We start from the raw sequence: 21,927 nt of genomic DNA, 5'->3' as shown, positions 1-21,927 counted from the left end.
ATCGAGTAGTCACATGCGTATCGTCTCCGGCATCCAGCCCACCGGCAACCTGCACCTCGGCAACTATCTGGGCGCGATCGCCAACTGGGTGAAGATGCAGGACGACGTCGCCGAGCAGGGTGGCGAAAGCCTCTACTTCCTTGCCGACCTGCACGCGATCTCGATGCCGCACGAGCCTGCCGCGCTGGCCAACAACACCCGCGAGATGACCGCCGCTCTCGTCGCCTGCGGCATCGACCCCGACCGCTCGATCCTGTTCAACCAGGCACAGGTCCCCCAGCACGCCGAGCTGCAATGGCTGCTCAACGGCACCGCGCGCATGGGCTGGCTCAACCGCATGACGCAGTTCAAGGACAAGTCGGGCAAGAACCGCGAGGGCGCCTCGGTCGCGCTGTTCACTTATCCGGTGCTCCAGGCCGCAGACGTGCTGCTCTACCAGGCCACCCACGTCCCCGTGGGCGAGGACCAGAAGCAGCACCTCGAACTGGCGCGCGACATCGCGCAGAAATTCAACAATGACTTCGCCAGCGAGGAAGCGCCGGTCTTCACCCTGCCCGACCCGATCATCCCGCCCGAGGCCGCACGCATCATGAGCCTGCGCGACGGTTCCTCGAAGATGAGCAAGTCCGATCCCTCGGACATGGCGCGCATCAACCTCACCGACGATGCTGACACGATCATCAAGAAGATCAAGAAGGCCAAGACCGACCCCGAGCCGCTGCCCTCCGAGAAGGCCGGACTCGAAGGCCGCACCGAGGCGATCAACCTCATCGGCATCTACGCGACGATGTCCGGGACCAGCGTCGATGCGGTGCTGGCCGATTTCGGCGGCGAAGGTTTCGGCAAGTTCAAGCCCGCGCTCGGCGAACTGCTGGTCGAGAAGCTCGCGCCGATCAACGCGCGCTTCAACGAACTGCGCAAGGACCGCGGCGCGCTCGACGCGATCCTCGCCAAGGGCGCTGAAAAGGCCCGCGCTCTGGCGGTCCCGACGCTCAACGCGACTTACGACGCACTGGGACTGGTGCGCGGCTGAGGCCGTGCCCCGAGGGGCATTGCGCGCCGCAACACTCGCGGCGGCGCAGTGCCCCCTCCCGCCTCGCGCCTCGCGCCTCAGCGATCGGCTGCCAGCAGCATCGCCGCGCCCGAACCCTGCGCCGCTGCGCCGAACTGCCGCTTGGCGCCGGTCCAGTCCGAATCGACCGGCGCTCGGCCCTCCTCGCTGATCCGCCAGACCGCCGCCGCATTGCGCCGCGCCGCCTCGCGCAGGGCCTGCTTCTGCGCGCCTTCGGGCAGCGCATCCATCAGGTAGGCGAGGTGGAAGGCGAAGATCCCCTTGAAAGAGAGTCCGTCCGCCCCGATCGCGGGGACCGGTTCGCGCAAGGTGCCGTCGGCATGGGTCAGGCGCGCCAGCGCGGAACCGGCCATCGCCACCGCACGCGCCCGGTAGGTCGGATCGCCGGTCATCTCGGTGAGGTCCGATAGCCCCGAGAGGATCACGCCCTGATTGTAGGTCCATCTCGGCTGGCCGTTGCTGCGGCAGGTCCGCGTACGCGTGTCGATGGCGAGGCCGTCGCGCACCAGCGCATCGTCGCCGATCATGCCCGAGGCCGCGATCCAGCCCCAGCCGCGTAGCGCCCATGCGCGGTAACTTTCCTGTCCCGTCGCGCGGTAGAGACGCGTCGCGGCGGTGACGAGCAGTTCGTTGGTGATCGCGTTCTTGTAGCTGCGGCGCGGATCCCACCAGAGCCCGCCGCCGCAGGTATCGTCCCAGTAGGTCGTCACCAGCTGCGCGAAGCGCGTCGCGGCATAGTCGAGCAGCTCGGGATCACCCTCGAGCCGGTAGCCGTCGACGCTGGCGATCACCGCCCAGAGCGCATCGTCGTTGAGCGCGAGCCCGCGCCGGTTGCGCAAGGCCTTCGCGATCCTCTCGTCCCAGCGCGGGTCGCCGCTGCGCTCGCGGTAGGCGATGAGCAGGTCGACGAGCACGAAGCGCTGCCAGCCGCCTGCCCCTTGCCAGTCGCCCTCGCGGCCCCAGCGCGCATCGAGGAGCTCGAGCGCAGTCCCGGCACGCGCCGACCATTCACCCGGCTGCGACGCCTCTACATTCTCGGGTGCGGCATGGACGCCGGTGATGCTGGCAGGCTCCGCGCGCAATGCTCGCGCGCCAGTGGAGGCGAGCATTGCGCAAAGCACGGCGCCAAGCGCGGCCTTGCCAAAGCGCGGCCCCTCCATGTCGCGAGCAACGCGCACCCTCATGCGCCCAGCAGCTTCTCGCGCCGTTTGGCCCATGCCTGCGCCAGCGGCGTCACCGCGCCCAGCGCCTCGAGCCCGCCGCGGTCCTGCTTGTGCTCGCCTGCGATCAGCAGGCCGAAGACCCGCGAGACGCTCCAGTCGGGAAACGGCCTCTCGACCAGTTCGAGCGCGTCGCCTGCCTCGACCACGCCTTCCTCGAGCACGCGGTAGTACCAGCCCGAGCGGCGCGTCGCGACAATGCGGGCCATGACCTTGGCGCCGTCGAAGCGGTGATCGAGCTTCCAGCAGGGCTGGCGGCCCTGGCAGACCTCGACCAGCGCACTGCCGAGGCGAAGCCGGTCGCCGATGCACACCGCATCCTCGAGCAGACCTTCGCTCGAAAGGTTCTCGCCGAAAGCACCGTGCCCGCCAAGCAGCGGGTGCCCGCCCAGTACCTCGTTCCAGAAAGGATAGTGGTCGTAGGGATAGTGGTGCAGCGCCTTTTCGGGCCCGCCATGGACCGAAAGGTCGGCCTGTTCATCGCCCGCGAGCCCCAGAAAGGTGACCCGTACCGGCCCTTCGGCAGGTGTCTTGGCGATGGCACTGTGCTCGTCCGCGCCGCGGAAACGGCGGGCCTTGCCGGTATTGACCGCAAGCACCGAAACGCGAACTTGCGGTGCGGGACTCGTTTCCACTGTGCTTTCTCCCTATATCACAGGCCGTTGGTGCCCTAAGGTAGAGGCAAGGTCGACAGGGAATCGTTGGCGGCCAGAGCGGCGTCGCACTGCAGATGGGAGAAGCTAAAGCGCCTCGCCCCGTCGCAGCTGAAGCGCCATTCAACCGCTATTCAGTCCCGCTGCGCTAGCGTGCGGATCGATCCGAAGGTGCGCGTCGAATCGCCGGGTCCCTTGGCGCGGGTCCCAACCGGACGCCCAGTAGCGGCAAGTGGAGTGAGAGTGAAATGACCAATCGCGAAGGATTTGCGGAAACAGGCGGCACCGCCGCCGTGCCGCGCTCACACGCAGCCACGGCGCATGCCGGGCGGCTGAAGATGGCGGCGGTCGCCGTCCTGCTCTTCGCGCTCGCCGCCTGCGCCGCGCCGTTCAAGGCCGACGTCTCGCGCTTCCAGGGCGAACTGCCCGCGCCTGCCGGACAGACCTTCGCAGTCGTCGCCGACGATCCCGATCTCGCGGGCGGTCTCGAGTTCGCGCAATATGCACGCGTGCTGTCCGACCGCATGGCCAAGCTGGGCTACGTCCCGAGCAACGATCCCGCAGCGGCGAACCTGATCGTGCGCTTCGACTACGGCGTCGACACCGGTCGCGAGCGCGTGCGCTCGAGCGGCATGGGAGGCATGGGCGGCTACTGGGATCCCTGGTACGGCTATGGTCGCTACGGCTTCCGCTCGCGTGGTTACTGGGGCGGGCCGTGGCAGTACGGCTGGTACGATCCGTTCTTCGATCGCGGCATCGACAGCTACACCGTCTACACCAGCGGCATCGAGGTGAAGATCGACCGCGCGACCGATGGCGAGCGCCTGTTCGAGGGCCGCGCCGAGGCCGTTTCCGCCTCGAATCGTCTGCAGTACCTCGTCCCCAACCTCGTCGAGGCCATGTTCACGAATTTCCCCGGGAACTCGGGCGAGACCGTGCGCATTACCGTGGCACCGGAAAAGAAATAATCACTGCCAACGACTTAGGAGGCTCCCCCTTAGAGGGAGACACCGAGGGGCGGGTTCGTCGCAAGGCGGACCCGTCCTTTATTTTTGAGGCGGGCCTCTCGTGGTCCGAAACCGGCGTGAATTCGTCGTATCGCCGCGCCCTGAGCCCTATCGACAGCGCCTCCACTTGCCTAACAGCGCCTCGTGCACATGCGGACCGTCACGATGGACCGGATCTGCGGGGGAAAGAACCGATCACGCAATGAACACCTTCATGGCCATCATGTCGCAGCTCTTCTGGGGCGTGACCGTCGGCGCGCTCGAGGCTGCGTTCTCGACGATCTTGCGTGGCGGGCTGACTGTCGGCCTGATCGGCGGCCTTGGCTGGTGGGGCGTGAAGAAGCGCCGCTCCCGCCGTATCGGCGCTGGCGACAACGCCGGTACCGACAAGGCCGACTGAGCCGCCACTCAGAACGGCAGCGGCGCCAGATCGGGTTCGACCCAGTCGCGGCGTGCCTCGACACTCATCAGCACCGGACGGCTCCAGTAGTCGAGCAACCAGTCGCTGCGCCCCAAGGGCGAAGCCATCAGTCCTGCCAGTACCGCACCCAGCGGCGCGTCCGGTGCCGCTTGCGCGAGACACGCCCGCGCCCCGCGCAGCGAGGCCAGCGTGATCGTGTGATGATACCCGGCGCTGTCGCTGTTGGGCGTGAGCGTGGCCTCGTTGTAGCGCGTGATCACCGCCCGGATCGCGTCCGGTTCGAGGCAATCCGGACGCTCGCGCGCCAGCCAAAGGGCTAGCGCGAAGTGCGCCTCGTGAGTCCACTGCGCCTTGGGCAGGCTGCAATCGAGGACGGCGCGCGCAAGGCGTGCTATCGCGGCATCATCGGCCAGCTGGCCGTCAGGCGGGCGCACGCCAGCGCGCTCTCTCGTTGCCTCAGTTGCCGAGCGCGGCGACGCCGCCGGTCGAGCCGAAGCCCCCCTCACCGCGCTCGGTCGCGTCGAGTTCCTCGACCTTGAGCCAGGCCGCGCGGGTCACGGGCGCGATCACCAGCTGCGCCACGCGGTCACCGCGCACGATCGCGAAGGGTTCGGCGCCGTGGTTGATGAGGATCACCTTGAGCTCGCCGCGATAGTCCGAATCGATCGTGCCGGGCGTATTGGGCACGGTGATCCCGTGCTTGAGCGCGAGGCCCGAGCGCGGACGCACCTGGATCTCGAAACCGAAGGGGATCGCCACCGCGAGCCCGGTCGCGACCGCATGGCGCGCGCCCGGCGCGATGGTCACGTCCTCGGCCGAGACGATGTCCATGCCCGCCGCGCCATCGGTCGCGTAGGCGGGCAGCGGCAGCCCCTCGCCATGCGGCAGGATCTTGAGCGGAACGGGAACTTCAGTCGGTGGAGAATGCATCTGCGAACCTTTCGACGAGCAGGCGCGCGACCTCCTCCTTGGGCATTTCGGGAAGCGATATCACGTCGTTGCCGCGCACGATGTGGACCGCGTTGTTGTCCCCGCCCATGACATCGCCGGAAACGTCGTTGGCGATGATCCAGTCGGCGCCCTTGCGCTTGCGCTTCTCGCGCGCGTAGCGGACCACGTCGTTGGTCTCGGCGGCAAAGCCGATCAGCAGCGGCGGGCGGTCGGGACGCGAGCCGAGCGTGGCGAGGATGTCCGGGTTCTCGGTCAGCATCAGCGCGGGCGGCGCAGAGCCGCGCTTCTTGAGCTTTTCGGTGGCGGTATTGGCCGGGCGCCAGTCAGCGACCGCCGCGACCATCACGCCAACGTCTGCGGGCAACGCGCGTTTGACGGCATCGGCCATCTGCTCTGCGGTCTCGACGTCGACCCGGTCGACGCATGGAGGCGTCGGCAGGTGTACGGGGCCGGTCACCAGCGTGACCCGCGCACCAGCGCGCGCCGCGGCGGCGGCGATGGCGAAGCCCTGCTTGCCCGAGGAACGGTTGGCGATGTACCGCACCGGGTCGATCGGCTCCCAGGTCGGCCCGGCAGTGACGAGCACGTGGCGCCCGCTGAGCGGCCCGTCCCAGGGACCCTGGTCCTCGAGTACGGGCATCAGGTGGGCATCGCCGAAGGGGCCGTCGGCATAGAGGCCCGGCTGCTGGCCGCCCACCGAGGGGAAGGCACCTTCGACTTCACCCTGAAAGGCCTCGGGACGCACCGCATCGCCATGGCGCGAGGTGAGATGGTTGATCGCCTCGGGGTCGGTCGGCGGTGCCGCGCGCGCATCGCCCTTGCGCGCGAAGAGCGAGCCGGGCGGGGTGGAGGGACCACCGGGATCGGGCGCGGGCACCGAGAGCGCCTCGCCGCCGGCCTCGAGCGCGGCAGCCTGCTCGCGCGCCTTGGCGACCGACCGCGAGACGAGCGAGCCCGACAGACCGCCAAGGCCCGCAACGTCGACTTCCTCGCCCTCGCCTTCCGGATCGCCGAGCCCGGCGGTCCAGTAGGCATCGTCGTCGGGCGCGTGGCCGGGCAGCGCGGGATAGGGCATGTCATAGGCCGAGGCACCGGGCAGCGGCGCGATCTCGACCGGCCCCATGCCCAGCGCCCAGGCAATGCGCTGCCAGATCGCCATCGGATCGGGAAGGCGGCCGGGACCGTATTCGCCGCAGGCCATGGTGCCCTCTTCGGGCTCCATCACGTCGACACCGGCTTCGCGCAGCACCTGCACGTTGCGCACGGTCGCGGCGTGCTGCCACATGCGCACGTTCATCGCCGGGACCGCCATGACCGGCTTGTCGGTGGCGAGCAGCAGCGTCGTGGCAAGATCGTCGGCGATCCCTGCGGCCATCTTCGCCATCATGTTCGCCGTCGCCGGGCACACCACGATCAGGTCGGCCTCGCGGCTGAGCTGGATGTGCCCCATCTCGACCTCGTTCTTGAGGTCGAAGAGCGAGGTGTGCACCTGGTTGCCCGACAGCGCGGCGAGCGCCATCGGGGTCACGAACTGCGCGCCCCCTTCGGTCAGCACGCAAGTGACATCGCCCCCTTCCTTGCGGATCTGGCGAACGAGTTCACATGATTTGTAGGCAGCAATTCCGCCACCCACGACAAGAAGGATACGAGGCCCGGTCATCTCGGGCGCTTTTGCAACACCAGCCATCTTCGCGCAATCAGTTTGCGGCCCAGCGAGCGGTGGCACCTGCCTCGTTCGAACCGGCGGGCGCAAAGGCCGGGTCGGGCTCGACCGCGAGGTCCGCCTGCCTGACCAGCGCCGCCAGTGCACGCGGCGCGAAGACGATGCCCGCGCCCATGACCGGGGCAATCATTGCGCCCCAGTAGAAATTGTCCCAGCGCCCCGCCACGGTAAAGGCGAGACCATAGCCCGCGGCGAGCAGGAACCCGAACAATCCCTCGCGCCCGTTCCAGCCGAGCCAGCCGAAGCAGGCGGCGACGACCAGCGGTCCTGCGAGATAGTGCGGCAACCAGCGCAGGTTGCTCGCCTGAACGACGTTCGAGAGCCAGCCCGACAGCCCGCGCAGCGCCAGCCACGAAGCCGAGGGCGCATCGCCGGGCACCACGTCACGCGTGACGAGCCCGAGGTGCGCCGCCAGTCCGGCCGCGAACAGCGCGATCAGCGCCAGCCATGCACCCGCCTCGCGCCAGTTGCGCTCGAATGCCGCGAAAGCCGCCATCAGCATGACGAAGGGCAGCGCATGCTCGCGGATCGCCAGCGCCAGCGCAGCGGCGAGGAACGCACCGATCCGGTGCGCGCGCTTGCCGGGAGTGCGACTGCGATAGAGACCGAAAGACAGCGCGAGCAACCCGCCGGCCCACAATTCGTGCAAGAGCAGGAAGTGGCGGTTGAGCGTGAGCGACATGCCCAGTGCAAGGATAGCGATACCCAGCCCGCGGCGGCGCAGCGTCGTCGCATCCTGTGCGAACTTGCCCCACCATGCGGTGAGCACGCCTGCGATCAGCGCGAAGGCCCCCGCCACCAGACCGTCCTCGCCAAGCCAGGCAGCGAGATAGGCCAGCGTCGGCAGGCGCACCGCGACGCCCGGGCGAACCGGGAAATCGAAGGCGCGCTGCTGCGCGACGATGAAATCGTAGTAATGCTCGCCAGCGGCGATGCGCTGGGCAACGAGATCGTAGAGCGCGATGTCGGCATCGCGCCCGCTCGCCTCGAGCTCGGCGCTGGTGGTCTGCGCCGCGACCTTGCCGTCGACCGCCCCCTGCCAGGGCAGACGGTCGCCGGGCCGGGCCGTTGGCACGAGCGCCGATGCCAGCAGGAGCAACGCGAGCGCTGCCAGTGCGAGACGTGCGAGGCCGGGCGAGAGGCGCGCGAAATGCCTTGCCTCTACGGTCGAACAGGCGCGGAGCCTGTCGTCTTGTCCCTTGCCCGGCTGCGCCGTGGCGCCGACCTTCGCGGTCAGCCCATCATCTGCCAGAACGTCCCTGCCCATGCTGCGATACCCCCCACTGCCGCGGCGAGAATATAGCCGCCCCAGTGGTTACCATCGCGTTTACGGCGCTGCGACTTGTCGCGGCCAAGGCCGAGCACGAGGTCGATCTCGGGCAGCGGGGCCTGCTCGGGGGCGGCTCCCTTGGGTGGGAAACGCTCCTCGATCCGGCGCACCAGCGCGGGCAGGCGCATGAGCGTGTCGAGGTCCTCGTGGATACGGTCGGCGATCATCGCCTCGGGCCCCAGTTCGTCGCGGATCCACTCCTTCACGAAGGGTCCGGCGACGTCCCACATGTTGATCTCGGGATCGAGCGCGGTGGCGAGGCCCTCGACCATGACCATGGTCTTTTGCAGCAGCAGCAAGTGCGGCTGGACCTGCATGTCGAAGTCGCGGGTAATCGCGAAGAGCCCGTCGAGCATCTGTCCGACCGAGAGTTCGGAGACCGGCTTGCCGCGCATCGGCTCGCCCACCGCGCGCAGCGCCGTCGCGAACTCCTCTACCGTATGGTAGCTGGGCACGTACTGCGCCTCGAAGTGGATCTCGGCGACGCGGCGATAGTTGCCGGTGGTGAGGCCGTAGAGGATCTCGGCCAGCCACAGGCGCGCCTGGCGGTTGATGCGCCCCATGATGCCGAAGTCGATCGCGACGATCGTGCTCTCGCCCGGCTCGCCCTGCACGAACAGGTTGCCCTGGTGCATGTCGGCGTGGAAGAAGCCGCTCGAAATCGCCTGCTTGAGGAAGGTGAGCACCAGCCGGTGCGCCAGCGCGCGCAGGTCGTGCCCGGCCTCGCGCAGCGCATCGACGTTGCTCATCTTGATGCCGTCGATCCACTCGAGCGTGAGCACCTGCCCCGTCGTGCGGTCCCAGTCGATCGCGGGGACGCGGTAACCCTCGACCGCGCGCATCGCCTCGGCCAGTTCCGAGGCCGATGCCGCCTCGCGGCGCAAGTCGAGCTCGCGCAGCGTCCAGCGCTTGAGGTTGGCGATCACCGCGCGCGGACGCAGGCGCGCCGCCTCGCCGCCCAGCACCTCGAGATGGGCCGCGGCCCACTCGTACGTCTCGACGTCGCGGTTAAACTGTTCGCGGATGCCCGGACGCAGCACCTTGACCGCGACCTGGCGCCCCTCGCGCGTCACCGCGCGGTGGACCTGCGCGATCGAGGCCGCGCCGACCGGGGTCTCATCGAAGCTCTCGAACAGGTCCTCGAGCGTGCGCCCGAAGCTGTCCTCGACCCGCCCACGGATCAGCGCGAAGTCGACCGGCGGCAGGTTGTCCTGCAGGCTGAGCAGGTTGCGCGCAGGCCCCTCGCCGACGAGATCGGGGCGCGTGGCGAGCGCCTGGCCCAGCTTGATCGCCGCCGGACCGATCGCCTCGAAGGCACCGGCATAGTCGGGCTCGTCCGACTGGCGCGCGCCGAAGCGTGCGAGCCGGCAGAGCCGCTTGACCGGCAGCGGGGCGTTACGGTCGTTCTCTATCCCGCGCAGCGCTCCGTGGCGTGCGAGGACGCGCCCCCACTTGAGCAGGCGCCAGACGTGCGTTGTCGGTCGGATCATGCCGCTGGATCAGACCTTGTAGCCCGAGTGGATCGCGACGAGGCCGCCCATGATCGGCTCGACCTTGGTGTGCTTGAAACCGGCCTCGCGGATCATCGCCTCGAAGCGGGGCATCGGCGGGAAGCGGCGGATCGATTCGATGAGATAGCGATACGAATCGGCATCGCCCGCGAGCGCCTGCCCGATCTGCGGCACCAGCTTGTGCGAGTAGACGTCGTAGACTTCCTTGAAGCCGGGCCACTCGGTGGTCGAGAATTCGAGGCAGAAGAAGCGCCCGCCGTACTTGAGCACGCGGTGCGCTTCGGCCAGCGCCTTGTCGATATGCGTGACGTTACGAATGCCGAAGGCGATCGTGTAGGCGTCGAAGTGGCGCGCGGGGAACGAGAGTTCCTCGGCGTTCTGGCGCGACCACACGAGCGTGTCGATGCTGCGCTCCATCGCGCGCTCGATGCCCACGTCGAGCATGTCCTGGTTGATGTCCGAGACGGTGATCGAGGCCCCGGCCTTCTCCATGCGAAAGGCAATGTCGCCGGTGCCGCCTGCCATGTCGAGGATCTGCTCGCCCGCGCGCGGCTTCACCCGGCGCACGAACTTGTCCTTCCACAAACGGTGCATGCCCGCCGACATCGCGTCGTTCATGAGGTCGTACTTGCGCGCGACGTTGGAGAAGACGGCGCCGACGCGCCCTTCCTTCTCCTCGGGGGCCACGTCCTCGTAGCCGAAGGAAACCTTTTCGCTCATGCCCGGGGCTTTAGGCGCAAATGACCGGCTCGGGAAGGGTCATGCGCTGCGCTTTCACGCAAACCGCGATGCACCGGTGCGCAAGCCCGCAAAAGCCGCGAGCGCCGGCTGCGCTCCTCTCGCCGTCACCGGCTCCATTCGCAGGCGATACCGTCGTTGTCGCGATCGAGACCGCTGCGATAACCCGGCTGGCCGCGGCGTATCGGAGCTGCTCCCGCCGCGCGGGCCTCCGTGCAATTGGCATAATACGCAGACCCGCCCTCGCCCGCTCCACTCGCCCGGCGCGCAGGAGGCGGCGCGGATGCCGAACGATGGCAATGGTAGTCACCGGTCTTGCGGTTGTTGTGGCAGCCCGCCGCGTTGAGCCCGCCCGGATGTGCCGATGCGCGCGGGACGAGCCCCGGTCCTGCGACCGTGGCCAGGCCGAGCGATGCCAGCAGGACAAGAAGACTAGCCCTGGCTGATCGAGGCAAGAAAGGTGAACGCGATGTCATCGCGCTGCTCTCTCCCGGGATCGGCCTCCTGTCCAGCCCCGGTGCACAAGGCGCTGGCCACAAGAGCCATGATGACTTGGCCTGCATGCCCCGCTAGACCGCACGGTGCATGCCAGAACTTCCCGAAGTCGAAACCACCGTGCGCGGGCTCGCGCGCTTTCTCGAGGGCGAGCGGATCGCACGCGTGACGCTCAACCGCGCGGACCTGCGCCGCCCCTTCCCGCCCGAACTCGTCCAGGTCATGACCGGCGCGAAGGTCACCGCGATGGGCCGGCGCGCCAAATACGGACTCGTCCATACCGACCGCGACCAGACCATGGTGTTTCACCTCGGCATGTCGGGGCGCTGGCGAATCGAGCCCGAGAAACCCGAAAAGCACGACCACCTCGTGCTCGAGACGGGCTCGGGGCACGTGCTCGCGCTCAACGACGCGCGCCGCTTCGGTTCGGTCGACCTGGTGCCGAGCGCCATGCTCGAGACATGGGGCCCCTTCGCCACGATGGGACCCGAGCCGCTCGGCGAGGGACTGAGTGCCGCGCACCTTGCCGCCGCCTTCGCGGGGCGCGTGGCCCCGGTGAAGCTGCTGCTGCTCGACCAGCGAATCGTTGCAGGGCTCGGCAACATCTACGTGTGCGAGGCCCTGTTCCGCGCCGGCATCCGCCCCGACAAGGCGGCGGGCAAGGTCTCGAAGGCCGCGCTTGCGCGGCTCGTGCCCGCGATCCGCGCGGTACTCGAGGAATCGATCGCGGCGGGCGGCTCGACCATCCGCGACTATGCCCAGCCCAGCGGAGAACTCGGGTATTTCGCCACTTCCTGGCAGGTCTACGGGCGCGAGGGTCTTGCCTGTTCGTGCGGTGGGAGAGTAGAGCGCTTCGTACAGGGCGGCCGCAGCACCTTCTGGTGCCGCAAATGCCAGAAATAGGCGGTTTCGAATCCCCCTCGCGGGTTGACGAAAACCGCTCGGATGGCTAAGGGGCGCGCTTTCCGGCGAGTCCGCTCGCCAGTTTACAGATTCGTACAGGCAAAGGGGCCGCATGGCGGCCAGACAAAGGAACGTTCATGGCCAATACGCCACAAGCCCGTAAGCGCATCCGTCGCAACACGCGTCGCGCCGAGATCAACACCAACCGCATGAGCCGCATCCGCACCTTCCTGAAGAAGGTCGAGGGCGCGATCGCCGGCGGTGACAAGTCGGCCGCGACCGAAGCGCTCAAGGAAATGCAGCCCGAACTGGCACGCGGCGTTGCTCGCGGCGTGGTTCACAAGAACACGGCTGCGCGCAAGATGTCGCGCCTCTCGAAGCGCGTATCCGCGCTCTGAGGCAGCAGCCTTTCCAAATACTGATTCGCCCCGGCGCAGTTAACGCGCTGTAAGGCTTTTCGGGACGGAACAAGAACGAAGCCGGGGAGGCGATCCCCGGCTTCGTTGCGTTTGGAACAGGCCCTCGCGACCTACTTCGCGCAAACCATAGGTTTTGCTGCGATTCGCTTTCGGCCCATCTCGCCAAGCCCAGCAAATAACTGATTTTGCTTGGTAAATCATTAGATGACCCCGGTTTCCGCAGACTTGCGTGAGTCAACCGTCATAAATTTTTTTATTTTGGGATGACCGTATTGCCTGCGCGGCAAAGCGCTCCCTAAAAGGGTCTCCGGCCAAGCGGAACTGGCCGGGCAACAGCGATAGTTTGAACGAGGCGGCTGCAGCATTCGTGCTTGCGGTTGCGGGGATGTTTTGTCCCTGGACGGGTATCAGGCCCGTCTTCGCGTGCGGGCTGTCTCTGTGTGTCTGTCCATTTTTGCAGGTGCCAGATCGATTGGCGGGGAACCAGGGGAGTTCGGTCGGGGTGTCAGGTCTATCAACATCATTGAGCAATGGCGCCAAGGGCGCCGGCAAGAAAACTAAGGCGGTAAGGGTGACAACGGAAGAGGATCAGGAAGCCGTGAATCTGGCGGCAGACTGGGCCGACATTAGCCAGGGATTGCGCAAGGACCTGGGTCACCAGGCTCACAGCCAGTGGATCAAGCCGATCCAGCCGGGCAATTACTGCAAGGAAACCGGCACGCTCGATCTCTACATGCCCACCGAGTTCTCGGCGAACTGGGTGACGGATCGCTTTGCCGATCGCCTGTCGCTGGCATGGAAGATCGCGCGCCCGGACGTGCGCCACGTGCGCATCCTCGTCCATCCTGGCCGTCGCCAGCTCCCCGAGCTGCGTCTGGGCGGGGCCGGTCGTCCCAGCCGCACGCCGGCCAACGATTCGGCGCAGGGCTCGGGCGATGCGCTTTCGGCAGCGCTCTCGGGCGAATCGTTCGCCTCGCTCGGCCAGGGCCCGGCGGGCATCGACGCCTCGCAGACCTTCACCAGCTTCGTCACCGGCGAGAGCAACGTGCTGGCCTGCAATGCTGCCCAGCGCATGGCCGCGACCGAGACGCCGCAGTTCTCGCCGCTCTATCTCAAGGGCGCGACCGGACAGGGCAAGACGCACCTGCTGCACGCGATCGGCCATGCCTATCTCGCGCATCATCCGCATGCCCGGATCTTCTACTGCTCGGCAGAGCGCTTCATGGTCGAGTTCGTCCAGGCGCTGCGCCAGAACCAGATGATCGAGTTCAAGGCGCGCCTGCGCGGCTTCGACCTGCTGCTGGTCGATGACATCCAGTTCATCATTGGCAAGGCCTCGGCCCAGGAAGAACTGCTCTACACGATCGATGCGCTGCTTCAGGAAGGCAAGCGTCTGGTCTTCGCCGCCGACCGTGCCCCGCAGGCACTCGACGGCGTGGAACCGCGCCTGCTCTCGCGCCTGTCGATGGGCCTCGTCGCGGACATCCAGCCCGCCGACATCGAGCTGCGCCGCGCGATTCTCGAAAATCGCCTCCAGCGCTTCGCCTCGGTCGACGTGCCCGCGGACGTGATCGAGTTCCTCGCACGGACCATCAACCGCAACGTGCGCGAGCTGGTCGGCGGCCTCAACAAGCTGATCGCCTATGCCCAGCTTACCGGGCAGCAGGTCTCGCTCCAGCTTGCCGAGGAACAGCTCACCGACATCCTCTCGGCCAACCGCCGCCGGATCACGATCGACGAGATCCAGCGCACGGTCTGCCAGTTCTACCGCATCGACCGCACCGAGATGAGCTCGAAGCGCCGCGCCCGCGCGGTGGTGCGTCCGCGTCAGGTGGCGATGTACCTCGCCAAGGTGCTGACCCCGCGCTCGTACCCCGAGATCGGCCGCAAGTTCGGTGGCCGCGACCACTCGACGGTGATCCACGCGGTGCGCCTCATCGAGGAACTGCGCAGCCGCGATGCCGACATGGACGGCGACGTGCGCTCGCTGCTGCGCCAGCTCGAGAGCTGATCGCGCAGGGGCCACAACGGGCCCGCAACGGGCCACTGCAAATGTTGACAAGCAAGGGAGCGTCGGACCTGGGTCCGGCGCTCCTTTTGCATTCTGGCGCCCCTCCCCCGCCCTCGTGTTGCCCGGTGCACGAACTGGTCCGTTCCGAGGCGAGGACTTGCGGGTCCAGAACCGGGAGACAGGCCACCTTCGGCCAATTCGCAAACTCCGGAAAATCGCCTATAGCCATGGCCATGCGCTTCTATTCGGCAACCACCTTCCTCTTTCCCCGCCATTACGAGCGGCGCCTGCTCTCGGTCTGCTTCGTGGCCGTGCACATCCCGCTCGTCGCCGCGATCGTCTATCAGGCGGTGACCGGCCGGTGGGAAACGACGACGCTCGTCGTCCTGCTCGTCGCCACGCTCTTCGGCACGGCGGCAGGCCTCGCCTCGATCCGCGCCCTGCTCGCCCCGATCGAGGAGGCGACAGAGATGCTGCGCGCCGTCCAGTCGGGCGAGCGCATCTCCCACATGCCGCGCGGCGGCGGCGATCTCGTCGGGCGCCTGCTCGAAGGCGTCGCGGCGGCGGCCAACGAAAGCGCCACGCGCATCGAGCTGCTCACCGACGAGGCCGGGCGCGATTCGCTCACGAGCCTGCGCAACCGTCGCGGCTTCACCGAGGTCGCACGCAAACTGCTGGTCCACGAGACCGAGGCCGCGGTCGCGATGCTCGACATCGACCACTTCAAGCAGGTCAACGACAGGCTGGGCCATGCCCGCGGCGATGCCCTGCTGATGGTCTTCGCCCAGCGTATCAACGCCTTGCTGCGCCGCTCGGACATCTGCGCGCGCTGGGGCGGCGAGGAATTCATCGTGCTGTTCCCCGATACCGCGCTCGAGGAGGCCGCGCAGGTCATGGAGCGTCTGCGTGCGACGATCGCTGCCGACGCCGAACTGCCCGGCACGCAGCGCCCGGTGACGTTCTCCTGCGGCATCGCCAGCCTGCACCGCTACGCCGAGCTCGACGATGCCACGCGCCGGGCCGATGAAGCGCTCTACGTCGCCAAGCAGGCAGGCCGAAACCGCGTCGAAATCGCGCGGCAGGCGCTGCCAGCCTGAACCAGCGCGCGACGCCAGCTGCTCGCGCGCACCCTTCCCCCGGCGCGGTCCATGCTCTAGAGCCACTGGCCATGGAGCCCTCGCGCGAATCCCTTCTGCCCGGCACTTTCGGCGAGGCGGCCCTGCGCGGGGCGCGGGCCCGCTGCCCCCGCTGCGGCGAGGGCAGTCTCTTTCGCAAGTGGCTCAAACCGCGCGATAATTGCCCGGTCTGCACGCTCGATCTCACGCATCAGAGCGCGGATGACTTCCCCGCCTACATCGCGATCATCGTCACTGGCCACCTGCTCGCCCCGCTGGTCATCGCCATGGTGCGAGACTGGGACATGGGACCTGCGGCGATCTTCTCGGTGCTGATCCCGCTCGCGCTGGCGATGATGCTGGGCATGCTGCAGCCGGCCAAGGGCGCGGTGGTCGCGGCGCAGTGGTGGTTCGGGCTCAACGGTTTCCGGCGCGAACGCGTGGCGCTCGAGCCAGCCGCCCCCGAAGAACACACCCCCGAAGAATACGAGGACAATCCCCGAGCATGAGCCTGACGAGCGACCGTCTCGAGCGCTTCGCGCGCCACATCGTCCTGCCCGAAGTGGGCGGCGCCGGGCAGGCCGCGCTATGCGATGCGCACGTCGTACTGGTCGGCTGCGGCGGGATCGGCAGTCCAGCGCTGCAATATCTCGCCGCAGCCGGCATAGGACGCCTGACCCTGGTGGACGACGACGTCATCGACGTCTCCAACCTCCAGCGCCAGACGGTTTACACGCCATCGGATATCGGCAAGCACAAGGCGGAAGCGGCGGCCGAATGGGTGCGGCGTTTTGATGTTGGCCTCAAGGTCACGACGCATGTCGAGCGGTTAGGGAATGACAATGCGCCTCGCATCCTTTCCGGCGCCAACCTCGTATTGGACGGGTGTGACAACTTCGCGACTCGCCTCGCGGTGTCGGATGCCTGTGTCGATATGGGCATTACCCTGACGAGCGCGGCGATCGGGCGCTTCCAGGGCCAGGTCGCCAATTTCGCGGGACACCTGCCCGACCAGCCCTGCTACCGCTGCTTCGTGGGCGATGCCTTCGACGCGCAGGACTGCGACACTTGCGCTGCAGACGGCGTGCTTGGCGCGATGGTCGGCATGGTCGGCACCTTCGCCGCGATGCATGCCATGCGCGCGCTGCTCGCAGGCCATGCCGCTTTCGGCGACCCGCAGTACGGCAAGCTCCACCTCATCGACGGCATGGCGCCGGGCATGCGCGCGATCCGCATGGCCAAGGACCCCTCGTGCAGCGCCTGCGGGAATCCTGGCTGATGGAGCGATAGACGCGCCCCGCGTCAGCCCAGCAGCTGCTCCACCCACTGTGCCACGAGCCGCGTCGCCGGGCCGTGGCGCGCCTCATCGAACCAGTGGCTGCCCTGCGAGGGCTCGAGGTTGAGTTCGAGCGTCTGCGCGCCCGCCTCGCCGGCCATGCGCACCAGCCCCGCCGCCGGGTAGACCGCGCCCGAGGTCCCGATCGAGACGAACAGGTCGGCGCTCTCCACCGCCGCGATGATCTCGTCCATGCGATAGGGGATTTCGCCAAACCAGACGATGTCGGGGCGCAGCGCCGCCTCGCCGCAGGCCGGGCAGGCAGGCCGCTCGATCAGCGTCGCGCGCCAGCGCGAGCGCGTGTCGCAAGCGGTGCACCAGGCGTTGAGATGCTCGCCGTGCATGTGGATCACCCGCGCGTCCTCGACACCCGCCGTAGCCGCGGCACGGTCGTGGAGATCGTCGACGTTCTGGGTAACGAGCGTGACCTGCCCTGCCCACGCGCGCTGCAACCGCGCGAGCGCATGGTGGGCGGCATTGGGCTCGCACGTCTGGATCGCCGCGCGGCGCATGTCGTAGAAGCGCAGCACCAGTTCGGGATCGCGCGCGAAGGCCTCGGGCGTGGCGACGTCCTCGACCCGGTGCTGCTCCCATAGCCCGCCCGAATCGCGGAAGGTGTCGATCCCGCTCTCGGCGCTGACCCCAGCACCGGTGAGGATCACGATATTGGCATCGGCCTTGAGGCGCATCGCCGCTCCTTTCCTGTCGCCGGGCGCGCCTGTGCGCTGCGGCTTGTCTCGCGCGCGGTTTTTCGCCATGCGCTTGGGCCAGACTAGGGGCAGCCGCCGCTCCGGGACAAGCCCGTAGCGCGCAGCCCCGCGACAAGTGACCCGGCGGAGACAGTGACGTGACGCAAATCGGAATCATCGGCAGCCAGGGGCGCATGGGCCAGGCGATCGCACAGGCCATCGCCGAGGCCGGAGAGACGCTCGGCGGCGGGGTCGACCGCGACGGCGATGCCTCCGCCATCACGGCTGCCTGCGACGTGCTGATCGACTTCTCCAGCCCTGCCGCGCTCGAGGCCAACCTCGATGCCGCGCTTGCCGCGAACCTGCCGATCGTCATCGGCACCACCGGCCTTGAAGAACGCCACCACTGGCTGATCGACGAGGCAGCCAGGACCATCCCGGTGCTGCAGACCGGCAATACCTCGCTCGGCGTCACGCTGCTTGCCCACCTCGTGCGCGAGGCGGCGAGCCGTCTCGGCGAGGACTGGGACATCGAGGTGGTCGAGACGCACCACCGCATGAAGGTCGATGCGCCCTCGGGCACCGCGCTCCTGCTCGGCGAAGCCGCCGCCAAGGGCCGCGAGGTCGCGCTCGAGGACAAGGCGGTGCGCGGGCGCGACGGCATCACCGGCAGCCGCGAGGCGGGCACCATCGGCATTGCCGCGCTGCGCGGCGGCACCGTCGCGGGCGACCACACCGTCCACTTCCTCGCCGACAACGAGCGCCTCGCGCTCTCACACATGGCCGAGAACCGCTCCATCTTCGCCAAGGGCGCGGTGCGCGCGGCGCAGTGGATCGTGGGCAAGGGCGCCGGGCGCTACACCATGCCCGAGGTGCTCGGCCTTTGAAGAAGGACCAGATCTTCGAGTTCTTCCGCCGCCTTGCCGAGCTCAATCCCGACCCGGTGACCGAGCTCGAATTCGGCAACGTCTACCAGTTGCTCGTCGCGGTCACGCTCTCGGCGCAGTCGACCGACGTCGGCGTCAACAAGGCGACGCGCGCGCTGTTCCGCGAGGTCACGACACCCCAGCAGATGGTCGAGCTGGGCGAGGAAGGACTCAAGGAGCACATCAAGACCATCGGCCTGTTCAACTCCAAGGCGAAGAACGTCATCGCGCTCTCGCAGATGCTGGTCGATCGCTACGGCGGCGAGGTTCCGCAGGACCGCGACGCACTGGTCGAGCTGCCCGGGGTGGGCCGCAAGACCGCCAACGTGGTCATGAACTGCGCCTTCGGGGCCGAGACCTTCGCGGTCGACACGCATATCTTCCGCGTCGCCAACCGTACCGGCATGGCCAAGGGCAAGACCCCGCTCGCGGTCGAGAAGGGGCTGGAGAAGAAGGTCCCCAACCCTTTCCGCGTCGGCTCGCACCACTGGATGATCCTGCACGGACGCTACATCTGCAAGGCGCGCACCCCCGAGTGCTGGCGCTGCCCGGTGGTCGACCTGTGCGGCTTCAAGGACAAGGTCCTCGAAAAGGGCGCGAAGACCGCTGCAGCGAAGAAAGCGGCAGCAAAGAAAGTGGCACCGAAGAAGCAGGCCGGCGCGGCGAAAGGGCAGGCCTGACCGCGCGGTGGTAGCGTGGCGCGCTTCGGCTGCTAGCCGATTGCGCGTGCCAGCGCGGCCATCTTCGAGGCGGTGAAGCGGCGGGCGATATCCGTCTTCGGGGCGATCAGGTCGAAGGCGTGGTAGGCGCCGGGCTGGACCATGATCTCGCAACCGATCCCGGCGTTGAGCAGGCGCTCGCCGTAATCGACGTCCTCTTCCATGAACAGGTCGGTGCCGCCCACCCCGATCCACGCCGGGGGCAGCCCTTCAACGCTGGCGACGCGCCCGGGCACGCCGTCGACCTTGCCCGCCTGCCCCGGCTCGCGGCCGAGGAACGAGCGCCAGCCATAGTGGTTCGCCTCGGGCGTCCAGACATATTCGCCCATCTGGCGCGGACGCTCGATGGTCGTGCCCACGCGGTCGTCGAGCATGGGATAGACAAGGCACTGGAAGGCGACCGGCACCTCGCCGCGATCGCGCGCGGTGATCGCGAGCAGAGCGGCATGGCCACCGCCCGCGCTGTCGCCGAGCAGGGCGATCCTGTCGCGGTCGACACCGACCTCGTCGGCATGGGTGTAAAGCCACTTGAGCGCGGCGTAGGTGTCCTCGCGAGAGCCTTCGTAAGTGGTCTCGGGGGCGAGGCGGTATTCGACGGTGACGAGCGTACAATCCAGTTCACGCGCCATCTGCGCGACACCGGCCAGTGCGTCGCGCGCATAGCCCATGATGTAGCCGCCGCCGTGAGTATGGACGATGCCGCCGCGCCGACGGCCCTTCAGCTCGTTGACGACGTAGATCGTCACCGGCGGCCTGCCGCCCGGCACGGGGACCTTGATCGCGCGCCAGGGCCCCTTGGGCAGTGGCGCGGCGAGCTGCGCTGCGCTCTTGCGCGTCGGCTTGACCACATCCCAGGTCCATTCGTAGCCGACCGTGCGCGGCTTGTGGTCCTTCAGGAACGGGCGCAGTTCGGGGGCGATGTAGGAGACCGGATCGTACGCAGGGGCTGCCAGTGCCCGCCACGGGCCGCTCAGCGCCGCAGCCGACAGCGCCGTGACGCCGCCGAGCCGCACCAGCGCCGCGCGCCGCGAGAAACCATGCGATCCATCGTGCATCGTGTCACCCTTGTCCTTTTGCCGAGCCGGTCCCTTGAATCAGGCTCCGAGCGCCTTGTCGAGCATCTTCGCCAGCCTCAGCCCGGCCTGCTCGATGCGCTTGTCGATGATCGGGATCGCGGCCTGCGTCGCCTCGTTCGACCAGACGATCTTCTTGCCTTCCTTCGCCTTGCCCGCATCGTCGCAGGGAAGCTCGCCGAAAGCGGCGGGATAGAGGAAGTCCTTGGAGACCTGCCAGGATTCACGCGCCCAGTCCTCGACCGAGCCGGTGGCGAGCTCGGCCTTCTCGGCCGCGCTATAGCGGCGCACCAGCGGCGGGCGCGCGGAGGTGATCGCGCGCTCGGCCAGCACCCCGTCCCAGATCGAGTGCAGGTTGCGCCCCGGTGCAATGCCGTAGTCGGCCTTGATCCGGTTGCCGCCAAGATCGTGGTTCTCGCCGACGTGAAGCGGCTGGTGGATGTCGCCGACGAAGTGGACGACGAAGGCCAGCGCCTCGAGCCGCAGCACCGGCGCCAGCTTGCGGTCGGCGAGCAGGCGCTCGTTACGCTCGATCTGCGCGGTCGCGCAATTGCCGTCGCGGCATTCGGTCTTGAGGTCGAAGCTGCCGCAGATCGGCTGGTCGTGGTAGTGCCACGAGGACGCGAAGGCCCAGCGCCAACGCTCACCCTTGATGCAGTCGGGCCAGACCGCGGCATCCTCGATCGAGTGCATCGCGCACTGCGGGGTATCGATCTCTTCCTGATGCGCGAGCAGGCGACGGATCGCGCTGCGCGTTTCGGGTGCGACGTTCTCCCAGGCGATGGCGCCGACGGTGCGGTGGCCATAGGCGCCCCAGGCCTGCGCCTGACCCGAGACAAGCAGGCCCGCGAGGCCCGCCAGCGAAACCAGCAAACGCTTCATCGTCATTCTTCCGGCATCTCGTACTGTTCGATCACCCAGTCCTCGGCTTCTGCCGCGGCGATCCACTGCTGCATCCAGTCGTGCTCCCACACCGCCTGCATGTAGGCCTGCGCGAAGCCGGGTACCCCGATCCCGTAAGTGAGGAAGCGGCTGACGACCGGCGCATAGAACACGTCGGCCGCGCCGAAGGTGCCGAACAGGAAGGGACCGCCCTGCCCGAAACGCGCGCGCGCCTCGGCCCAGAGCGTGAGGATGCGCACCACGTCGTCGCGCACGTCCTCTGGCACGCCGGGCAGGGTCAGGCGCTTGCGCACGTTCATCGGCAGCGTACGGCGCAGCGCGAGGTAGCCCGAATGCATCTCGGCGACCATCGAGCGCGCCATCGCGCGCGCGGCATCGTCCTTGGGCCAGAACCGGTCGCGCCCGACCTTGTCGGCAAGGAAGTCGACGATGGCGAGACTGTCCCAGACCACCGCATCGCCGTCCCACAGGATCGGCACCTTGCCCTGGCTGGGCGCGAGATCGCTGGTGCTCGTCTTCACGTGTTCCCAGTCCTCGCCGAGGATGGGCACGGTCAGTTCATCGAAATGGAGGCCCGACTGCTTGCAGGCGAGCCAGCCGCGCAGCGACCAGCTCGAGTAATTCTTGTTGCCGATAATCAGCTTCATGGGGGGATGCGCTTTTCTGACTGCTCAGGCGGACCTAGTCACTGCCCGGGCCTATGTCGAGGGCG

Annotated in this window: 24 protein-coding genes; 11 read left to right on the top strand and 13 right to left on the bottom strand. The window is 67.9% G+C overall.

Annotation, left to right across the window (positions count from 1 at the left end):
• Positions 1–13 precede the first annotated feature (13 nt).
• Positions 14–1,033 carry a tryptophan--tRNA ligase gene (gene trpS, locus I5E68_RS04490; protein ID WP_197161153.1) on the top strand — a complete coding sequence of 340 codons (1,020 nt, stop codon included), beginning with the start codon at positions 14–16 and terminating at the stop codon, positions 1,031–1,033.
• A 77-nt stretch (positions 1,034–1,110) separates the two neighbouring features.
• On the opposite strand, the gene I5E68_RS04485 is transcribed toward trpS, so the two are convergent.
• Complete coding sequence (locus I5E68_RS04485; RefSeq protein WP_228726824.1) at positions 1,111–2,256, bottom strand: glycoside hydrolase family 76 protein; 1,146 nt, start codon at positions 2,254–2,256, stop codon at positions 1,111–1,113.
• A complete protein-coding gene (locus tag I5E68_RS04480) occupies positions 2,253–2,927 on the bottom strand; it encodes an MOSC domain-containing protein (protein WP_197161151.1) in 675 nt (224 codons plus the stop codon). Before I5E68_RS04480 ends, I5E68_RS04485 begins: the two co-directional genes overlap by 4 nt.
• 356 nt (positions 2,928–3,283) lie before the next feature.
• Between I5E68_RS04480 and I5E68_RS04475 the strand changes: the two genes are divergently transcribed.
• Positions 3,284–3,913: a DUF4136 domain-containing protein gene (locus I5E68_RS04475; protein ID WP_228727048.1), complete on the top strand. Its 630-nt coding sequence runs from the start codon at positions 3,284–3,286 to the stop codon at positions 3,911–3,913.
• A 241-nt stretch (positions 3,914–4,154) separates the two neighbouring features.
• On the top strand, positions 4,155–4,352 hold the full coding sequence (locus I5E68_RS04470; protein WP_197161147.1) for a hypothetical protein: 198 nt from the start codon (positions 4,155–4,157) through the stop codon (positions 4,350–4,352).
• 8 nt (positions 4,353–4,360) lie between these two features.
• Here the strand turns inward: I5E68_RS04470 and I5E68_RS04465 are convergent, their stop codons facing one another.
• The 7 genes from I5E68_RS04465 to I5E68_RS04435 all read right to left on the bottom strand — a co-directional run bounded on the left by I5E68_RS04465 (position 4,361) and on the right by I5E68_RS04435 (position 11,102).
• Entirely contained in the window at positions 4,361–4,807 is a 447-nt protein-coding gene (locus I5E68_RS04465) for a hypothetical protein (RefSeq protein ID WP_323982087.1), read from the bottom strand.
• A gap of 22 nt (positions 4,808–4,829) precedes the next feature.
• A complete protein-coding gene (gene dut / locus I5E68_RS04460; RefSeq protein ID WP_197161144.1) occupies positions 4,830–5,303 on the bottom strand; it encodes a dUTP diphosphatase in 474 nt (157 codons plus the stop codon).
• Positions 5,284–6,984, bottom strand: a complete 1,701-nt coding sequence (locus I5E68_RS04455) for a bifunctional phosphopantothenoylcysteine decarboxylase/phosphopantothenate synthase (RefSeq protein WP_197161141.1) — start codon at positions 6,982–6,984, stop codon at positions 5,284–5,286. Before I5E68_RS04455 ends, dut begins: the two co-directional genes overlap by 20 nt.
• A gap of 37 nt (positions 6,985–7,021) precedes the next feature.
• Positions 7,022–8,314, bottom strand: a complete 1,293-nt coding sequence (locus I5E68_RS04450; RefSeq protein ID WP_228726823.1) for a hypothetical protein — start codon at positions 8,312–8,314, stop codon at positions 7,022–7,024.
• On the bottom strand, positions 8,281–9,867 hold the full coding sequence (gene ubiB / locus I5E68_RS04445) for a 2-polyprenylphenol 6-hydroxylase (protein WP_197161138.1): 1,587 nt from the start codon (positions 9,865–9,867) through the stop codon (positions 8,281–8,283). Before ubiB ends, I5E68_RS04450 begins: the two co-directional genes overlap by 34 nt.
• 9 nt (positions 9,868–9,876) lie before the next feature.
• A complete protein-coding gene (locus I5E68_RS04440) occupies positions 9,877–10,608 on the bottom strand; it encodes a class I SAM-dependent methyltransferase (RefSeq protein WP_197161135.1) in 732 nt (243 codons plus the stop codon).
• 125 nt (positions 10,609–10,733) lie between these two features.
• The gene (locus I5E68_RS04435; protein WP_228726822.1) at positions 10,734–11,102 is read right to left on the bottom strand and encodes an excalibur calcium-binding domain-containing protein; all 369 of its coding nucleotides are present in this window, start codon (positions 11,100–11,102) and stop codon (positions 10,734–10,736) included.
• A gap of 109 nt (positions 11,103–11,211) precedes the next feature.
• On the opposite strand from I5E68_RS04435, the gene mutM reads away from it, so the two are divergent.
• The 6 genes from mutM to I5E68_RS04405 all read left to right on the top strand — a co-directional run bounded on the left by mutM (position 11,212) and on the right by I5E68_RS04405 (position 16,848).
• Complete coding sequence (gene mutM, locus I5E68_RS04430) at positions 11,212–12,024, top strand: bifunctional DNA-formamidopyrimidine glycosylase/DNA-(apurinic or apyrimidinic site) lyase (protein ID WP_197161130.1); 813 nt, start codon at positions 11,212–11,214, stop codon at positions 12,022–12,024.
• A gap of 137 nt (positions 12,025–12,161) precedes the next feature.
• The gene (rpsT, locus tag I5E68_RS04425; RefSeq protein ID WP_197161127.1) at positions 12,162–12,422 is read left to right on the top strand and encodes a 30S ribosomal protein S20; all 261 of its coding nucleotides are present in this window, start codon (positions 12,162–12,164) and stop codon (positions 12,420–12,422) included.
• Between the two features lie 544 nt (positions 12,423–12,966).
• The gene (dnaA, locus tag I5E68_RS04420) at positions 12,967–14,454 is read left to right on the top strand and encodes a chromosomal replication initiator protein DnaA (RefSeq protein WP_228726821.1); all 1,488 of its coding nucleotides are present in this window, start codon (positions 12,967–12,969) and stop codon (positions 14,452–14,454) included.
• A gap of 227 nt (positions 14,455–14,681) precedes the next feature.
• On the top strand, positions 14,682–15,551 hold the full coding sequence (locus I5E68_RS04415) for a GGDEF domain-containing protein (protein WP_228726820.1): 870 nt from the start codon (positions 14,682–14,684) through the stop codon (positions 15,549–15,551).
• Positions 15,552–15,622: 71 nt separating this feature from the next.
• Positions 15,623–16,078: a DUF983 domain-containing protein gene (locus tag I5E68_RS04410; protein WP_197161120.1), complete on the top strand. Its 456-nt coding sequence runs from the start codon at positions 15,623–15,625 to the stop codon at positions 16,076–16,078.
• Positions 16,075–16,848 (top strand): HesA/MoeB/ThiF family protein, encoded by a 774-nt coding sequence (locus I5E68_RS04405; RefSeq protein ID WP_197161118.1) that lies wholly within the window; start codon positions 16,075–16,077, stop codon positions 16,846–16,848. The genes I5E68_RS04410 and I5E68_RS04405 overlap by 4 nt, the downstream gene beginning before the upstream one ends.
• Positions 16,849–16,871: 23 nt before the next feature.
• Here the strand turns inward: I5E68_RS04405 and I5E68_RS04400 are convergent, their stop codons facing one another.
• Complete coding sequence (locus tag I5E68_RS04400) at positions 16,872–17,594, bottom strand: NAD-dependent deacylase (RefSeq protein ID WP_197161115.1); 723 nt, start codon at positions 17,592–17,594, stop codon at positions 16,872–16,874.
• A 158-nt stretch (positions 17,595–17,752) separates the two neighbouring features.
• Between I5E68_RS04400 and dapB the strand changes: the two genes are divergently transcribed.
• Together dapB and nth are read left to right on the top strand one after the other, a co-directional pair.
• Positions 17,753–18,481, top strand: coding sequence for a 4-hydroxy-tetrahydrodipicolinate reductase (gene dapB, locus I5E68_RS04395; RefSeq protein WP_197161112.1), 729 nt, complete (start codon positions 17,753–17,755; stop codon positions 18,479–18,481).
• A complete protein-coding gene (nth, locus tag I5E68_RS04390; RefSeq protein WP_197161110.1) occupies positions 18,478–19,200 on the top strand; it encodes an endonuclease III in 723 nt (240 codons plus the stop codon). Before dapB ends, nth begins: the two co-directional genes overlap by 4 nt.
• A 32-nt stretch (positions 19,201–19,232) precedes the next feature.
• Here the strand turns inward: nth and I5E68_RS04385 are convergent, their stop codons facing one another.
• The 3 genes from I5E68_RS04385 to I5E68_RS04375 are packed head-to-tail and all read right to left on the bottom strand — an operon-like array spanning position 19,233 to position 21,862.
• Positions 19,233–20,294, bottom strand: a complete 1,062-nt coding sequence (locus I5E68_RS04385) for an alpha/beta hydrolase (RefSeq protein WP_197161108.1) — start codon at positions 20,292–20,294, stop codon at positions 19,233–19,235.
• A gap of 39 nt (positions 20,295–20,333) precedes the next feature.
• Positions 20,334–21,200: a S1/P1 nuclease gene (locus I5E68_RS04380; protein WP_323982086.1), complete on the bottom strand. Its 867-nt coding sequence runs from the start codon at positions 21,198–21,200 to the stop codon at positions 20,334–20,336.
• Complete coding sequence (locus I5E68_RS04375) at positions 21,197–21,862, bottom strand: glutathione S-transferase family protein (protein WP_197161106.1); 666 nt, start codon at positions 21,860–21,862, stop codon at positions 21,197–21,199. Before I5E68_RS04375 ends, I5E68_RS04380 begins: the two co-directional genes overlap by 4 nt.
• Positions 21,863–21,927 lie beyond the last annotated feature (65 nt).

This window comes from Novosphingobium aureum (assembly GCF_015865035.1).
Lineage (GTDB): Bacteria > Pseudomonadota > Alphaproteobacteria > Sphingomonadales > Sphingomonadaceae > Novosphingobium > Novosphingobium aureum.
The sequence above is the reverse complement of the archived record's forward strand: the minus strand, read 5'-3'. Positions and strand labels throughout refer to the sequence as shown.

Excerpts from the sequence above, each read along its gene's own strand:
- trpS (WP_197161153.1), top strand. The coding sequence starts at position 14 with ATGCGTATCGTCTCCGGCATCCAGCCCACCGGCAACCTGCACCTCGGC.
- I5E68_RS04485 (WP_228726824.1), bottom strand. The coding sequence starts at position 2,256 with ATGAGGGTGCGCGTTGCTCGCGACATGGAGGGGCCGCGCTTTGGCAAG.
- I5E68_RS04475 (WP_228727048.1), top strand. The coding sequence starts at position 3,284 with ATGGCGGCGGTCGCCGTCCTGCTCTTCGCGCTCGCCGCCTGCGCCGCG.
- I5E68_RS04470 (WP_197161147.1), top strand. The coding sequence starts at position 4,155 with ATGAACACCTTCATGGCCATCATGTCGCAGCTCTTCTGGGGCGTGACC.
- dut (WP_197161144.1), bottom strand. The coding sequence starts at position 5,303 with ATGCATTCTCCACCGACTGAAGTTCCCGTTCCGCTCAAGATCCTGCCG.
- I5E68_RS04455 (WP_197161141.1), bottom strand. The coding sequence starts at position 6,984 with ATGACCGGGCCTCGTATCCTTCTTGTCGTGGGTGGCGGAATTGCTGCC.
- I5E68_RS04450 (WP_228726823.1), bottom strand. The coding sequence starts at position 8,314 with ATGGGCAGGGACGTTCTGGCAGATGATGGGCTGACCGCGAAGGTCGGC.
- ubiB (WP_197161138.1), bottom strand. The coding sequence starts at position 9,867 with ATGATCCGACCGACAACGCACGTCTGGCGCCTGCTCAAGTGGGGGCGC.
- I5E68_RS04440 (WP_197161135.1), bottom strand. The coding sequence starts at position 10,608 with ATGAGCGAAAAGGTTTCCTTCGGCTACGAGGACGTGGCCCCCGAGGAG.
- I5E68_RS04435 (WP_228726822.1), bottom strand. The coding sequence starts at position 11,102 with ATGACATCGCGTTCACCTTTCTTGCCTCGATCAGCCAGGGCTAGTCTT.
- mutM (WP_197161130.1), top strand. The coding sequence starts at position 11,212 with ATGCCAGAACTTCCCGAAGTCGAAACCACCGTGCGCGGGCTCGCGCGC.
- rpsT (WP_197161127.1), top strand. The coding sequence starts at position 12,162 with ATGGCCAATACGCCACAAGCCCGTAAGCGCATCCGTCGCAACACGCGT.
- I5E68_RS04415 (WP_228726820.1), top strand. The coding sequence starts at position 14,682 with ATGGCCATGCGCTTCTATTCGGCAACCACCTTCCTCTTTCCCCGCCAT.
- I5E68_RS04410 (WP_197161120.1), top strand. The coding sequence starts at position 15,623 with ATGGAGCCCTCGCGCGAATCCCTTCTGCCCGGCACTTTCGGCGAGGCG.
- I5E68_RS04405 (WP_197161118.1), top strand. The coding sequence starts at position 16,075 with ATGAGCCTGACGAGCGACCGTCTCGAGCGCTTCGCGCGCCACATCGTC.
- I5E68_RS04400 (WP_197161115.1), bottom strand. The coding sequence starts at position 17,594 with ATGCGCCTCAAGGCCGATGCCAATATCGTGATCCTCACCGGTGCTGGG.
- I5E68_RS04385 (WP_197161108.1), bottom strand. The coding sequence starts at position 20,294 with ATGCACGATGGATCGCATGGTTTCTCGCGGCGCGCGGCGCTGGTGCGG.
- I5E68_RS04380 (WP_323982086.1), bottom strand. The coding sequence starts at position 21,200 with ATGACGATGAAGCGTTTGCTGGTTTCGCTGGCGGGCCTCGCGGGCCTG.
- I5E68_RS04375 (WP_197161106.1), bottom strand. The coding sequence starts at position 21,862 with ATGAAGCTGATTATCGGCAACAAGAATTACTCGAGCTGGTCGCTGCGC.